The 13,015-nt window shown below is 72.7% G+C and carries 15 protein-coding genes and 1 tRNA gene; 9 read left to right on the top strand and 7 right to left on the bottom strand.

Annotation, left to right across the window (positions count from 1 at the left end; all coding sequences use genetic code 11):
- Positions 1–89 precede the first annotated feature (89 nt).
- A complete protein-coding gene (locus ACQPZK_RS05775) occupies positions 90–1,367 on the top strand; it encodes a glycosyltransferase 87 family protein (protein ID WP_433537298.1) in 1,278 nt (425 codons plus the stop codon).
- A 165-nt stretch (positions 1,368–1,532) separates the two neighbouring features.
- Here the strand turns inward: ACQPZK_RS05775 and ACQPZK_RS05770 are convergent, their stop codons facing one another.
- The 3 genes from ACQPZK_RS05770 to ACQPZK_RS05760 form a co-directional block, all read right to left on the bottom strand.
- Positions 1,533–2,537 carry a hypothetical protein gene (locus ACQPZK_RS05770; protein ID WP_433539116.1) on the bottom strand — a complete coding sequence of 335 codons (1,005 nt, stop codon included), beginning with the start codon at positions 2,535–2,537 and terminating at the stop codon, positions 1,533–1,535.
- Positions 2,538–2,688: 151 nt separating this feature from the next.
- A complete protein-coding gene (locus tag ACQPZK_RS05765; RefSeq protein WP_433537297.1) occupies positions 2,689–3,423 on the bottom strand; it encodes a YcnI family copper-binding membrane protein in 735 nt (244 codons plus the stop codon).
- A gap of 17 nt (positions 3,424–3,440) precedes the next feature.
- Complete coding sequence (locus tag ACQPZK_RS05760; protein ID WP_433537296.1) at positions 3,441–5,105, bottom strand: copper resistance CopC/CopD family protein; 1,665 nt, start codon at positions 5,103–5,105, stop codon at positions 3,441–3,443.
- 201 nt (positions 5,106–5,306) lie between these two features.
- Here ACQPZK_RS05760 and ACQPZK_RS05755 point away from each other — a divergent pair, with 201 nt between their 5' ends.
- The 4 genes from ACQPZK_RS05755 to ACQPZK_RS05740 are packed head-to-tail and all read left to right on the top strand — an operon-like array spanning position 5,307 to position 8,239.
- Positions 5,307–5,897, top strand: coding sequence for a sigma-70 family RNA polymerase sigma factor (locus ACQPZK_RS05755; protein WP_433537295.1), 591 nt, complete (start codon positions 5,307–5,309; stop codon positions 5,895–5,897).
- Positions 5,898–5,929: 32 nt separating this feature from the next.
- Complete coding sequence (locus ACQPZK_RS05750; protein WP_433537294.1) at positions 5,930–6,454, top strand: MauE/DoxX family redox-associated membrane protein; 525 nt, start codon at positions 5,930–5,932, stop codon at positions 6,452–6,454.
- Complete coding sequence (locus ACQPZK_RS05745) at positions 6,447–7,163, top strand: DsbA family protein (RefSeq protein WP_433537293.1); 717 nt, start codon at positions 6,447–6,449, stop codon at positions 7,161–7,163. The genes ACQPZK_RS05750 and ACQPZK_RS05745 overlap by 8 nt, the downstream gene beginning before the upstream one ends.
- Positions 7,160–8,239 (top strand): hypothetical protein, encoded by a 1,080-nt coding sequence (locus ACQPZK_RS05740; protein WP_433537292.1) that lies wholly within the window; start codon positions 7,160–7,162, stop codon positions 8,237–8,239. Before ACQPZK_RS05745 ends, ACQPZK_RS05740 begins: the two co-directional genes overlap by 4 nt.
- A 96-nt stretch (positions 8,240–8,335) precedes the next feature.
- Here the strand turns inward: ACQPZK_RS05740 and ACQPZK_RS05735 are convergent, their stop codons facing one another.
- The 4 genes from ACQPZK_RS05735 to ACQPZK_RS05720 are packed head-to-tail and all read right to left on the bottom strand — an operon-like array spanning position 8,336 to position 11,014.
- The gene (locus ACQPZK_RS05735; RefSeq protein WP_433537291.1) at positions 8,336–9,094 is read right to left on the bottom strand and encodes an energy-coupling factor ABC transporter ATP-binding protein; all 759 of its coding nucleotides are present in this window, start codon (positions 9,092–9,094) and stop codon (positions 8,336–8,338) included.
- Positions 9,091–9,861: a cobalt ECF transporter T component CbiQ gene (gene cbiQ / locus ACQPZK_RS05730; protein WP_433537290.1), complete on the bottom strand. Its 771-nt coding sequence runs from the start codon at positions 9,859–9,861 to the stop codon at positions 9,091–9,093. The genes ACQPZK_RS05735 and cbiQ overlap by 4 nt, the downstream gene beginning before the upstream one ends.
- 14 nt (positions 9,862–9,875) lie before the next feature.
- The gene (locus tag ACQPZK_RS05725; RefSeq protein ID WP_433537289.1) at positions 9,876–10,295 is read right to left on the bottom strand and encodes a PDGLE domain-containing protein; all 420 of its coding nucleotides are present in this window, start codon (positions 10,293–10,295) and stop codon (positions 9,876–9,878) included.
- Positions 10,292–11,014 carry an energy-coupling factor ABC transporter permease gene (locus ACQPZK_RS05720; protein ID WP_433537288.1) on the bottom strand — a complete coding sequence of 241 codons (723 nt, stop codon included), beginning with the start codon at positions 11,012–11,014 and terminating at the stop codon, positions 10,292–10,294. The genes ACQPZK_RS05725 and ACQPZK_RS05720 overlap by 4 nt, the downstream gene beginning before the upstream one ends.
- A 217-nt stretch (positions 11,015–11,231) precedes the next feature.
- Between ACQPZK_RS05720 and bcp the strand changes: the two genes are divergently transcribed.
- The 4 genes from bcp to ACQPZK_RS05700 all read left to right on the top strand — a co-directional run bounded on the left by bcp (position 11,232) and on the right by ACQPZK_RS05700 (position 12,997).
- Positions 11,232–11,708, top strand: a complete 477-nt coding sequence (gene bcp / locus ACQPZK_RS05715) for a thioredoxin-dependent thiol peroxidase (RefSeq protein ID WP_433537287.1) — start codon at positions 11,232–11,234, stop codon at positions 11,706–11,708.
- A 31-nt stretch (positions 11,709–11,739) separates the two neighbouring features.
- Entirely contained in the window at positions 11,740–12,336 is a 597-nt protein-coding gene (locus tag ACQPZK_RS05710; RefSeq protein ID WP_433537286.1) for a hypothetical protein, read from the top strand.
- Positions 12,327–12,400 (top strand) — tRNA-Leu (locus tag ACQPZK_RS05705). Before ACQPZK_RS05710 ends, ACQPZK_RS05705 begins: the two co-directional genes overlap by 10 nt.
- Positions 12,401–12,469: 69 nt before the next feature.
- On the top strand, positions 12,470–12,997 hold the full coding sequence (locus ACQPZK_RS05700) for an N-acetyltransferase family protein (protein WP_433537285.1): 528 nt from the start codon (positions 12,470–12,472) through the stop codon (positions 12,995–12,997).
- Positions 12,998–13,015: the final 18 nt, after the last annotated feature.

The following is a 13,015-nucleotide window of genomic DNA, read 5'->3' as shown; positions in this document are numbered from 1 at the left end:
CGAGGAGGTCAGCCACCGGGACAGCCTACGCGCAGCCCACGCCCGGCGGCTGCGCGCTCCGGAGCGGGTGGACCGCTAGGGTTTCTCAAGTGCCAGCCGAACCCATCGCACCGCCCGCCGTCAGCGACGACGATCCCGGCGGCCGTACGGTCCGTCGGCTGGTCGCGATCGTGGCGCTGCTCGCCGTGCTGCCGGCGCTCTACCTGCCCGGTCTGGTGCACAACTTCTTCGACCTGAAGATCTACATGTCGGCGATGGACTGGTGGACGGCCGGGCATCCGCTCTACGACTACGTCCAGCCGGACCGGGTGCAGGGTGAGTTGTACTTCACGTACCCGCCGTTCAGCGCGCTGCTGCTGTGGCCGTTCGGCCTGCTCCGGCTCGGCGTCACCGTGGCGATCTTCACGGTGCTCACGGTCGCGGCCGTGGTGCTGACCACCCGGTGGCTGGTGACGCCGGTGATCGCCCGCCACGACCTGCCCCGGACGTTCACCCTGACCGTCGCCGTACTGCTGGTGCTCGCGGTGGAGAGCACCCGCGAGACGATCACGTTCGGGCAGATCAACATGCTGCTGGTCGTGCTGATCCTGGCCGACCTGCTGTTCGCCGTACCGCAGGCGCGGCGCTGGGCCGGGGTCGGCGTGGGACTCGCGACGGCGCTGAAGCTCTTTCCGGGCATCTTCATCGTGTACCTGCTGGCGACGCGCCGGTGGCGGGCGGCCGCGGTGGCGAGCGCGACCGCGGCGGCGGCGACCCTGCTGGCGGCAGCGGTCGCGCCCGACGACTCGTGGCGGTTCTGGACGCAGGAACTGTGGGACAACGATCGGGTGGGGCGCACCGACTACACCGGCAACCAGTCGCTGTTCGGGCTGCTCAGCCGGTTCACCGCGCCGGAGAAGCCGGACCGGCTGCTGTGGCTGCTGGTGGTCGCGGTGGTGGCCGGCTACGGCCTCTGGCGGGCGGTGCGGGCGGCGCGCGCCGGTGACGCGCTGACCGGCCTGACCCTGACCGGCCTGGTCGGCGCGTTGGTCAGCCCGATCACGTGGACACACCACATCTACTGGTTCGTGCCGGCGGTCGTGCTGCTGACGGACGCGGCGTTGAGCGCGAACCAGCCGGCCGAGTTCCGCCGACGGCGGTGGCTCGCCGGGCTCGCCATCGGCACCGCCGCGCTGATCATCTACGGCGTGGTGTCGTTCCACGACTGGGGTGTGGCCCCGGTCCGCACCGACGATCCGGTCGACTTCGTGCTGCGCAACGGCTACGTGCTGCTCAGCCTGCTGCTGCTGGTGGTCCTGCCGATCCGGGTCACCCAGCCGACCCGCACCCTGGAGAAGTCGCACCAAATGGACAGAACTCCCCAGTAGCGACCATCGCCGCTAATCTGGACCCACTTACCTCAAGCGTCGCTCTGGTAGCACCGCTCCCCCGGTGAGAGTGGCCCTCCTCGTCGGCAGCGCGGAGGGCCACTCGCCGCATCAGCTCCCCGACACCGGCCGTCCCGCTCAGCTCCCCGACACCGGCCGTCCCGCTCAGCTCCCCGACACCGGCCGTCCCGTGGGCTCGGCGTCGGTCGGCGGCCATGCCAGGCTCAACGCCACCTCCGGCGGCGGGGCGAGCGGGGCGGCGTCCGCCGGCCGGGGCACCGCGCCGGGGGCCTCCAGGTCGGCGAGGGTGACCGGCCGGGACGGCTCCGCGCCGATCGCCGACCGGGACCACTCGGACACGCCCGAGCCGACCGGGGCGAGTTGCCGCACGGCCGGTACCGACCTGGCGGGACGGGGATCGCGGGCGCCCAGGCCGCTGAGCGAGGTGACCCCGAGCCGGCCCGCCAGGACCGGCACCTGGTCCGGCTCGACCACGAAGACCACTTCACGCGGACGCGGTGGGCGCAGCAGGAGCAGCACCGCGCACGCCACCAGCAGCACACCCGCCACCAGCAGTCCCCAGGCGACCGGGCCGACCCAGCCCGCGCGCAGTTCGGCGCGCAGATCCAGCGTCACGTCGGCACGGCCGTCCGGGCGCATCACCACGAGGCTCATCGGCTCGCCCGTGAGGTCGTCGGCGCTCCACTCGAGAGTGCCGACGCCCTCGCGTACCCAGAACGGAAGGCCCAGCGGCGGGCGGACCGCGTCGGCGGCCGGGGCCGCGGGTGGGACCGCCGCGTCCGTGCGGACCGGTAGTGGACCCCGGGACAGCGCCACCCGGCGGACCGAGGCGTACGGCACGGGTTCCAGCCAGCGGCGCACCTCGGCGGTCGGCGCGAGCCCCACGAAGGCGGGGCCGTCGGGCGTCCGGGCGTCGAGCCGCAGACGGGTCTGCGTGCCACGGGCGAAGGGCGCCTCCCGCCGCAGCAGCCGGTCGAGGTCGGTGACCACGACCGCGTGACCGGGTGTGCGGACGGTTTCGAACCGGGCGGCGAAGGCCCCACCGGGATCGGCGTGCCGGGCGACCAGCCACAGCCCGCCACCGGCGAGCAGCGCCGGAATTCCGATGACCAACAGCAGCATTCCGGCGATCACCCGCACGAACCGCATTCGCACCGTCCCCCTCCGTAGCCAGATACCCGGCCGACCTTACCGACGTACGCCCGCTGATCAGGGGATATCCACGGCACGGACGTCTTCGGTCCCGGAAGGCACGCTGGCCCGCCGGATTTTCCGGCGGGCCAGCGGGTGGGCGAGGGGATCAGGCCTTGGCGGCCGGCTCCCGGCGGGTCCGGGCGAACGCCAACCCGCCCAGTACGAGGCCCGCCAGGCCGGCGACGAGACCCGCGACGCCGAGGCCGATCGCGGCGCCGTCGCTCTCGTCGTCGTCATCGTCCTTGTCGGCGACGGCCGCGGCGGCCGGGGCGGCGGCCGACGCCGACGGCGCGGCAGCGGTGAGGGTGAGCACCGGGGCCGGCTTCTCCGGCTCCTCGCCGCCCGGCTGCGGCTCGTCGATCCAGCGCGAGACGTTGCCGTCGGAGTACGTCTGGAGGGTCTTGAAGACCATCTTGTCGACCTTCGGCAGCGGCCCCATCGAGACGCCGAACTCCTGGAACTGCCCCGGCTTGACGGCCGCGTCACCGGTGGCCGTCCAGGTGAGCTTGGAGACCGCCTCGGTGATCTGGCTGCCGTGGACCTCGATCGGCGGCTCCACCTTGCGCTTCTCCACCGCCACCGTCCAGCCGGGCACCGGAATGGTCGACACCGAGCCGACCGGGGCGTTCTCCGGCAGCACCACTTCGAGCTTGGTGGTCGAGGCGGTGTCGCTCTCGTTGGGCACCCGGAACGCCACCCGGGCGTAGCCGCCCTGGGTCGCCTCCTTCGGGTTCACCGTGACGTGGGCGGAGGCCGGCCCGGCGAAGCCGAGCACGGCGGTGGCGACGGCGGTGAACGCCAGGGCGGCAGCGGCGGATGCGGTACGCCGGAGTCGGGTCATGGGTGTCGTGGGCCTCTCTAACGGATGGGCACGGTGGCGGTCACCGTGGCCTGGTCGATGTCGGTCGTGCGAGCGGTGATCTTCAGCTGCCACTCGCCGGCGGCCGGCAGGCTGATGTCGCCGTACGCGTGGTTGTCGGTCAACGGCAGCAACGGCACGTCGATCGGCTCGATACCGGCCGACGGCAGCGCGGCGGTCGCCCGCCACTCCACCACCGGCAGCGGCAGGTTGTCCTTGCTGTAGGCGTACAGGTGCACCGAGTTGTTGCCCCGCTCGGCCGGGCTCAGCTCGACCTGCATCGAGAAGAGCGGGCTGTTCAGGGTGGTGGTGAAGAGTCCGGCCGAGACGCCGGACGACTCGGCCGCCGCCGTACGGGCGGGCGTGGTCTGCACCAGGGTCGCGGACACGGCCAGCACCACGGCGGTGACGGCCAGCTCCACCAGGACCGCCCGGCGCACCGGCACCGGTCGCTGCGCGGCCACCCGCCGACGGACCAACTGCCGGGAGTACGCGGCCACGGCGATCACGATCGCGAAGAGTCCGATCTTGGCGAGCAGCAGCCGCCCGTAGGTGGTGCTGAACAGCGCGTCCGGGGTCGCCACCTCGATCAACGCCTGCACGGTGCCGGCCAGCAGCAGCGCCGAGACGGCGAGCGCCGCCCAGCGCGACCAGATGGGCAGGATCGCGCTCAACTCCCGCTCGTCGGCCTGGCGCAGCAGGAAGACGGCGAGCATGAGCAGGCCGCCCAGCCAGACGGCCATGCTGCCCAGGTGGACCGCGTCGACCACGACGGACACCGCCGGCGCCGGGGAGGCCGCCGGGTGCCCGGCCAGCGGCCAGGTCAGCAGGGCCGCCCCGCCGAGTACCGCCAGGATGATCGCGTCGGTACGGCCGGCCGGACGTTCCAGCAGCGGCCGCAGCAGGAACGCCGCCGCGGCCAGCAGCCCGAGCCGGACGAGGTGGGCCGCGCCGAAGGTACTGCCGAAGACGCTGCCGAACCCCGCGCCGGACACGTCGAAGAGGCCACCGCCGGCGGTGTAGGGCACCTGCAACCACAGGTCGGCGAGAGTGGCCAGCGCCGTCAGGCCGAGACCGGCCCAGGCCAGCCGGGAGGGTCCCCGCCGGGAGAGCCGCTGCGGCCAGAGCGCGGCGAGCACCAGGACCGGCCCGACCAGCAGCACCAGACCGGCGTACCCGAGGAACCGGGCCACCTTCACGGCCGTGCCCACCACCGGGTTGGCGCGGCTGTCGTTGCCGGAGTCAACCGGCGGCGTCGAGGGCGCGCCGACCGAGTAGGTGAACGCGCCGGAGACCGGGTGGCTGTCGGCGGAGATCACCCGGAAGCTCACCAGGTAGGTGCCGCGCCCGGCGGCCGGATCCACCGGGATGGTCACCACCGCGCCCGCGAACGACGGCTCACCCCGGTCGGCCCGGGAGCCGTCCGGAGCGATCACCCGGACCTTGTCGGGGACCTTGCGGACCGACTCGCTGAAGGTGAGCACCACCTCGGACGGGCCGTTCGGCACCACCGAGGAGGCGGCCGGGCTGCTGCTCGACAGCACCGCGTGGGCGCTGGCCGGGGTGGCTGGCGCGATCAACAGGGCGACGACGGTGACCAGGAGGCCGGCGGCGGCAGCCAACCGGCCGGCCCAGCGGCGGGGGGCGACAGTCATGCCTGCCATGGTCGCCGACCCCAGTGGATCTCGGCGAGCCGAGTCGGGCGAACAGCTCAATTCCGCTCAGCCGCCAGCGCCGCGCGGGAGAGGTCGCGTGTCATGAGCAGGTAGTCGGCTGACGACGACGAAAAGTTCCCGACGTGTCGCAGACCATCCCGGGCCGAAGGACCCTGACGCCACACCTGACACCGCGTAACCTGGTTTGTCGTGATCCCCGTCCCGCGTGACACCGGCCCCGCCGGCCCCAGCGGTCCGTCCGGTGACGCCGCCCCGGACCCGGCGACCGAGTCCGCCCTGACCGCGCGCGACGGCGACCCCACCGCCCAGGCGATGTTTGTGCGGTTGACCCAGGCCGAGGTCTGGCGCTTCACCGCCGCCCTGGTGGGCCCGGACAGCGCCGACGACCTCGCCCAGGAGACGTACCTGCGGGCGTTCAAGGCACTGCCGGCGTTCGAGGGCCGGTCCAGCGCCCGTACGTGGCTGCTCGGCATCGCCCGGCGTGCCTGCGCCGACCACCTGCGCACGGTGATCCGCCGACGTCGCCTCGACGAGCGGCTGGCCGCGAACGCGTACACCGACCGTCCGCACCCCGACCACGCCGGACAGCTCGGCGCCGACGACCTCGTACGGCGGCTGAGCCCCGAGCGACGTGCGGCGTTCGTCCTCACCCAACTGCTCGGTCTCTCGTACGCCGAGGCCGCCGCCGTCGAGGGAGTGCCCGTGGGCACCATCCGGTCCCGGGTCGCCCGCGCCCGCGACGAGCTGGTCGAGGCGGTCGACGACGCCCGCACCGGCTGAGCCGGGAACTTCCGGCGAGGACGGGACGACAAATGAGCGTGACTGCACCCCCCGCGCGGGTCGGCCGTTGGGCGGCCGTCCGGCCCTGGCTCGGCACGGCGGCCCGCCTCGGCCTCGCCGCCGTCTGGCTCGTCGCCGGGGCGTCGAAGGTCGGTGACCTGGCCGCCTCGGGTCGGGCCGTGAACGCGTACCAGGTGCTGCCGTACGACGCCGCCACGGTGATCGGCGCGGCGCTGCCCTTCGTCGAGCTGGCCCTGGGCGTGCTCCTGCTGCTCGGCCTGGCCACCCGGCTCACCGCGGCGATCTCGACGGCCCTGCTGCTGGTCTTCATCGCTGGAATCTCCTCGGCCTGGGCGCGTGGCCTGGCCATCGACTGCGGCTGCTTCGGCAGCGGCGGCCAGCTCGCCGAGGGGCAGGCACCGAGTTACCTCCCGGAGATCCTGCGGGACCTGGGATTCTTGGTACTGGCCGGATTTCTGATGTTCTGGCCCCGTACGCCCGTCTCGGTGGATGGCTGGCTGTCCGCCGAGCCCGTCGTGGAGGACGAGGATGAGTAGTCGCAAGGGTCAGCGGGACGCGGCCCGGGTGGTCCGCGAGCAACTGGCCCGCGAACGACGCCGCCGCCGCACGATCTGGGTGTCCGCCGCCGCCGTCGCCGTACTGGTCATCGCCGGCCTGATCGGCTGGGGTGTCTGGTCCAGCCAGCGCTCGGACACCTTCACCACGCCGCCCGGCGCCAACGAGCCCGGCACCGGCATCGTCACCGGCGGCGGGCCGGTCACCGTCGACGTCTACGAGGACTTCCTCTGCCCGGTCTGCAACCAGTTCGAGCAGAGCAGCGGCGCGACGCTGGAGCAGTTGGCGTCCGAGAACAAGGCGAAGGTGGTGTACCACCCGGTCGCGTACCTCAACCGCTTCTCCACCACCGAGTACTCCACCCGCTCGTCGGCCGCGTCCGGCTGCGCGGCGGCCGGCGGCAGGTTCCGCGAGTACGCCAAGGCGCTCTTCGCCAAGCAGCCCCCCGAGGGCAGCGCCGGGCTCAGCGACGACGAACTCGTCGACATCGGCGTCGGCGTGGGACTGGACCGGGGCTCGTTCGGCGGCTGCGTGAAGGAGGGCACGTACAAGACGTGGACCGAGCACGTCACCGAGGAGGCCAGCCGCAGCGACGTCACCGGCACGCCCACCATCCTGGTCAACGGTCAGCCGCTCGCCGACCGCACCCCGCAGGGCCTCACGGCAGCCGTGGCGGCGGCCGGCAAGTGATCCGTACCGTCCTGGCGCGCGCCGGCCTCATCGCCGCCGCCGCGTGCGCGGCGACGCTGCTCACCGCGGCGCCCGCCGCCGCACACGGCGCGGACGCCCCGGACGGCACCGACTACCGCGCCCGCGTCACCGGGGTGACACCGGCCCGGCCCGGCCTCACGGTACGGGTCATCGAGGCGGGCGCCCGCCTGGAACTGACCAACGACACCGGCCGGGCGGTCGAGGTGATCGGCTACTCCGGCGAGCCGTACCTGCGGATCGGTCCCGACGGCGTCTACGAGAACAGCCGCTCCCCCGCCACCTACCTGAACCGCACCTTCGCCGGTGACACCGCGCTCCCGGCCGAGGCCGACCCGGCCGCGCCACCGTCCTGGCGGCGCATCGACGACGGGTCCACGGCCCGCTGGCACGACCAACGCGCACTGTGGCCGGAGTCGACGCCACCGGCGCAGGTCCGCGCCGCGCCGGAGCGCGAGCACCGCGTCCGGGACTGGACGGTACCGCTGCGCGACGGCACCGACCCGCTGACGATCGGCGGCACCCTGGACTGGGTGCCGCCGCCGGACGCGTACACCTGGTGGGCGGTGAGCATCGTCGGCCTCCTCGCGGTCGGCGCGCTCGGCCTGTTCGCCGCCGCCGCGCCCGCCGGCGCGCGAGCCCTGGCGGCGCTCGGCGCGTTGCTCGTCGTCGGCGGCGCGGTCGCGGTCGTCTACCCGGTGGGACGGGAGATCGACGCGGGCGCCCACGGGATCGGCGGGGTGCTGTCCGGGCTGCTGTCCGGGCAGATCTGGTCGCTGCTCACCGGCCTCGGCGCGATCGCCGCCGGCTGGTACGCGCTGACCCGCCGCCCGGCCGCCGACTTCGCGGTGGCGCTGGCCGGGGCGTGCCTGGCGCTTTTCGCCGGTGTGGCGAACGCCGCCGTGTTCGCCCGGTCCGTCGCCCCGGTGCCCTGGTCGCCCGCGATCGCCCGGGTCATGGTGGCGGCGGTCCTGATCACCGGCGTCGGCGCGACGGCCGCCGGCGTCCTGCGTCTGCACGCGGCCTCCCGGACAGCAGCCCGAGCCCCCGCCCCCTGACCTCCCGCGATCTTGCACTTTGTGTTGTCGAAGTGCGGGGCTTTGCGTGATTTGCCAGGACAGAAAGTGCAAGATCGCGGGGATCTCCGGGGCTGGTCAGAGGTGCGGGGTGAAGCCGTAGGGGAGCTCCAGGCGGTGCTTCGCCAGCAGCGGGGCGTCGCCGAGCAGCGTGCGGGTCGGTGCGTCCGCTGCGATCCGGCCGCCGTCCAGGATCACCGAGCGCTCGCACAGCTCCGCCGCGTACGGCAGATCGTGGGTGACCATCAACAGGGTCACCGGCAGGTCCCGCAGGATCTCGGCCAGCTCACGGCGCGCCGCCGGGTCCAGGTTCGACGACGGCTCGTCCAGCACCAGGATCTCCGGGTGCATGGCCAGCACGGTCGCCACCGCCACCCGGCGGCGCTGCCCGAACGACAGGTGCTGCGGGGCCCGGTCCCGGTGCTCGCTCATCCCCACGGCCGCCAGCGCCTCGTCGACCCGGGCCGCCAACTCCGCCCCGCGCAACCCCAGGTTGGCCGGCCCGAACGCCACATCCTCCGCCACCGTGGGCAGGAAGAGCTGGTCGTCCGGGTCCTGAAAGACGATGCCCACCCGGCGACGCACCTCGGCCAGCGTCGCCCGGTCCGAACTGACCGTCAGGCCACCGACGCTCACGCTGCCCTCGGCCGGGGTGAGGATGCCGTTGAGGTGCAGCACCAGGGTGGTCTTGCCGGCCCCGTTCGGGCCCAGCAGCGCCACCCGGTCGCCGCGCGGCACCGCCAGGTCCACGCCGTGCAGGGCCACGTGCCCGTCCGGGTACGCGTACCGGAGGCCACGAACGTCCAGCGAGAGGGCGGTCTGCACGACTCCGATCATCTCAGCACGACAGCGGTCGCGGCGATGGAGGCCGCCACCACCGGCACGGTCGCCGCGACCAGCCACTGACCGGCGGTCGCAGCGCCGTCGCCCTGCCACACGGCGGGCATCCGCCCGGTGTAGCCCCGCGACAGCATCGCCAGATAGACCCGCTCACCGCGCTCGAAGGCGCGCAGGAACAGCGCCCCGATACCGGCGGCGAAGCCACGGAGCTGCCACAGGAAACGCGGGTCGTCGCCCCGGGAGATACGCGCCACCCGCATCCGCCGCGCCTCGCCCACCAACACGTCGAGGTAGCGCAGCATGAACGTGGCGATCTGCGTGAGGATCTGCGGGCAGCGCAGCCGGTCCAGCCCGACGATCAGATCCCGGGTGGTGGTGGTCGCCGCCAGCAGCAGCGACGCGAGGACGCCGAGAGTGCCCTTGGCCAGGATGTTCCACGCGCCGTGCAGACCGTCCTCGGACAACCGCAGACCCAGCACCTCGACCCGCTCGCCCGCGCCGAGGAACGGCAGCGCGACCGCGAACAGCACGAACGGCACCTCGATCAACGCGCGGCTGAGCAGCCAGCGCGGCCCCACCCGGGCCAGCGCCGCCACCATCGCCACCAGCAGGGCGTACGCCCCGAAGGCCCAGAACGCCTCGCGCGGAGTGGCCACCACGGCGACCGTGAAGACCACCATCGCCACGATCTTGACCTCGGGCGGGAGCCGGTGCACCGGCGAGGCCGACTCGCGGTACAGCACGTGCCCGTGACCGGCGCCCATCGCGTACCCCCTGCTCAGTCGCTCGTGCCGGTACGGCCGCCACCGGCGCCGACCGCCGCGCCCTCGGCGGACGTGCCGCCGTCGGCCGTGCCCGACCCGGTGTCCCGGCGGCGCAGCAGCCAGAAGCCGCCGAGGCCGATGGCGAAGGTCACCAACACGCCGAGCACACCGGAGAGGCCGGTCGAGAGGAAGCTGTTCTCCACACCCCGCACGCCGTAGTCGGCCAGCGGGCTGTCGCCCAACTCGTGGTCCTTGGCCTGCTGGGCCGGGCAACTACCACCGACGATGTTGTCGTCGGCGTCGACGGTGCACCCCTTGAGCAGGGAGGAATCGAGACCGTCCGGGTGCGACGAGGCGTAGTTGCTCACCACGCCCGCGAGCAGCAGGGCGACCAGCAGGCCGCCGGCCAGGAAAACCCAGGAACGGTTCTTCATCGGACACCTCCGGAGACCGGGACGGCGGGGGTGGTGGTGGTCGGGGTACGCAGGGACCGCAGCGCGTACACCAGGTCGGGGCGGACCTTCGCGACCGTGAGCACGGTGGTCGCGGTGATCAGGCCCTCGCCGATGCCGATCAGCACGTGGACGCCGGCCATCGTGCCGGCCAGGCCGGCCAGGTTGTTGCCCAGGTCGGTGGTGCCACCCAGCCAGTACTGCACGACGAAGCCCTGGGACGCGACCACCACGCTGACCAGGGCCGCGACGAACGCCGTCACCGCCAGGCCCGCCCGCGTCCGGGGCAGCACCCGCAGCAGCACCGCGATCAACAGGTACGCGGCGGCGGTGCCGAGCAGCGCCATGTTGGTGATGTTGAGGCCGAGCATCGCCACCCCACCGTCGCCGAAGATCAGGGCCTGTACGACGAGGACCACGGCCACGCAGAGCGCGCCGACCCAGGGCCCGACCAGCATCGCGGCGAGCGCGCCACCGAGCAGGTGACCGCTCACACCCGCCGTGAAGATCGGGAAGTTGAGCATCTGGACGGCGAAGATGAACGCCGCCACCAGGCCGGCCATCGGGGCGAGCCGATCGTCCAGGTCCCGCCGGCCGCGCAGGACGCAGTAGGTGAGCGCGACGAGAGCGAGCGCAGCGAAGACCGCTGCCACGGGACCGTCGATGATCCCGTTCGAGATGTGCATCGCCAGTGTTTCCACGCGACCTCCCACGCGTCAGCGGACCCGACCGGACCCGGCGGGGTCAGCCTATTTCCTGCGACTTGTTGTTGCCAGACTCTGGCAACAACGCATGGTCTTGATCACTTCGCCGGGGTGCTCTCCCTGATGTCGAGGGCTGGCGGACCCCGCTTGCGAGGAACACGGGCCGGCGCGCCGCCGACGCCGACACCGGCACGCCCGGCGGTAGGGTCGGGCCATGACCGCGCCCGATCGCCTCTCCCCCGGTGACCCCGCCCCCGAATGGACCCTGCCCACCGACACCGGCGACCAGCTCTCCCTCGCCGACCTGCACGGCCGCAAGGTGGTGCTGTACGCCTACCCGGCCGCGATGACCCCCGGCTGCACCAAGCAGGCCTGCGACTTCCGCGACTCCCTCGCCTCGCTCCAGGCGGCCGGCTACGAGGTGGTCGGCATCTCCCCCGACAAGCCGGAGAAGCTGGCCAAGTTCCGCGACCGCGACGCCATCACGTTCCCGCTCGTGTCGGACGTGGACAAGTCGGTGCTCACCGCCTACGGGGCGTACGGCGAGAAGCAGCTGTACGGCAAGACCGTCACCGGCGTGATCCGCTCCACGTTCGTCATCGACGGCGACGGCAAGATCGAGCGGGCGCTCTACAACGTCAAGGCCACCGGACACGTCGCCAAGCTCCGCCGCGACCTCGGACTCGACTGAGACTGTCGCACCGGGCCGCTACCGTCCGTCAATGGTCCGATACAAATACACACCGGAGCTGCTCGCCGAGGCGGCCGCCACCGCCCGCAACATCACCGAGGTGATGCGGATGCTCGGCGTACGCGTCAGCGGCGGCTCGCACGCGCACGTCAGCCGCCAGCTCAAGAAGTTCGGCATCGACACGTCCCACTTCACCGGCCAGGCACACAACCGGGGCGTACGGTGGCGCCGGCTGTCCCCCATCGAGCTGATGGTCGTACGACCCGAGGGCTCTCGCCGGATCCCGGGATTCCGGCTCAAGCGCGCCCTGGCGACAATCGGTCTTCCCGAAAGCTGCGAGGTGTGCGGGACAGGATCATCGTGGCAGGGACGACCACTGACGCTGCACGTCGACCACATCAACGGTGACTTCCTCGACAACCGGCCCTGCAACCTGCGGCTGCTGTGCCCGAACTGCCACAGTCAGACCTCCACTTACGCCGGCCAGCGACGGACTGCACCCGCCGCGCCCGAGGTGGTCTACGATCCTGAGGCGGTTACTCCAACGGGTTTCCGGATCGGCCGACGGCTGCCTGGTCGGCCGGAATGGCCGTGGAAGCTGGTGGAGTTCAGTTTTAAGGGGCCGTAGCCCAACGGCAGGAGGCATGCGGTTTAGGTCCGCACCAGTGCGGGTTCGAATCCCGTCGGCCCCACAACAGATCGGCTGTCGAACGCGTCACGGTCGTGGGCCGCCAGCCCGGTCGACCGGCCAGGATGGGCGCGTGAGTCTGCGCTTCGTCCTGGATCCCGAGCTGACCCCGCGGCTGCGCGCCGAGATCGTCGCCCTCTGGGTGGACGTCAGCAACGCCGGCGGCGCGGTGGGATTCGTCCCGCCCGTCACCGCGACCGACGTCCGTACGATCGCCGACCCGACGTTCGCGGGCATCGCCGACGGGCCGGACCGGCTTCTCGTCGGGTACGACGGTAACCGGCCCGTCGCGGTGCTGATCTTCTGCGACAACCGGTTCGGGCTCAAGGCGCACTGGTGTGTGCTGAAGCGGGTGATGGTCCACCCGGACACCCAGGGCACGGGCTACGGGTCGGCGCTGATGCGCGAGGCCGCCCGGCTGGGCCGCGAGATGGGTCACGAGGCGCTGCACGTGACGGTGCGCGACGGGCTGGGGTTGGACGGGTTCTACCGCCGCCTCGGGTACCGGGAGATCGGTCGTCTGCCGGGCGCGCTGCGGGTGGCGCCGGGCGACGACCGCGACGAGATCCTGATGTGGCTGGACCTGACGCCGACCGACTGAGTGACGGCACCGGGAGCG

The organism is Micromonospora sp. CA-249363 (assembly GCF_050950185.1).
In the GTDB taxonomy this organism is placed as follows: Bacteria; Actinomycetota; Actinomycetes; order Mycobacteriales; family Micromonosporaceae; genus Micromonospora.
This window is presented reverse-complemented; position numbering and strand designations above follow the sequence as displayed.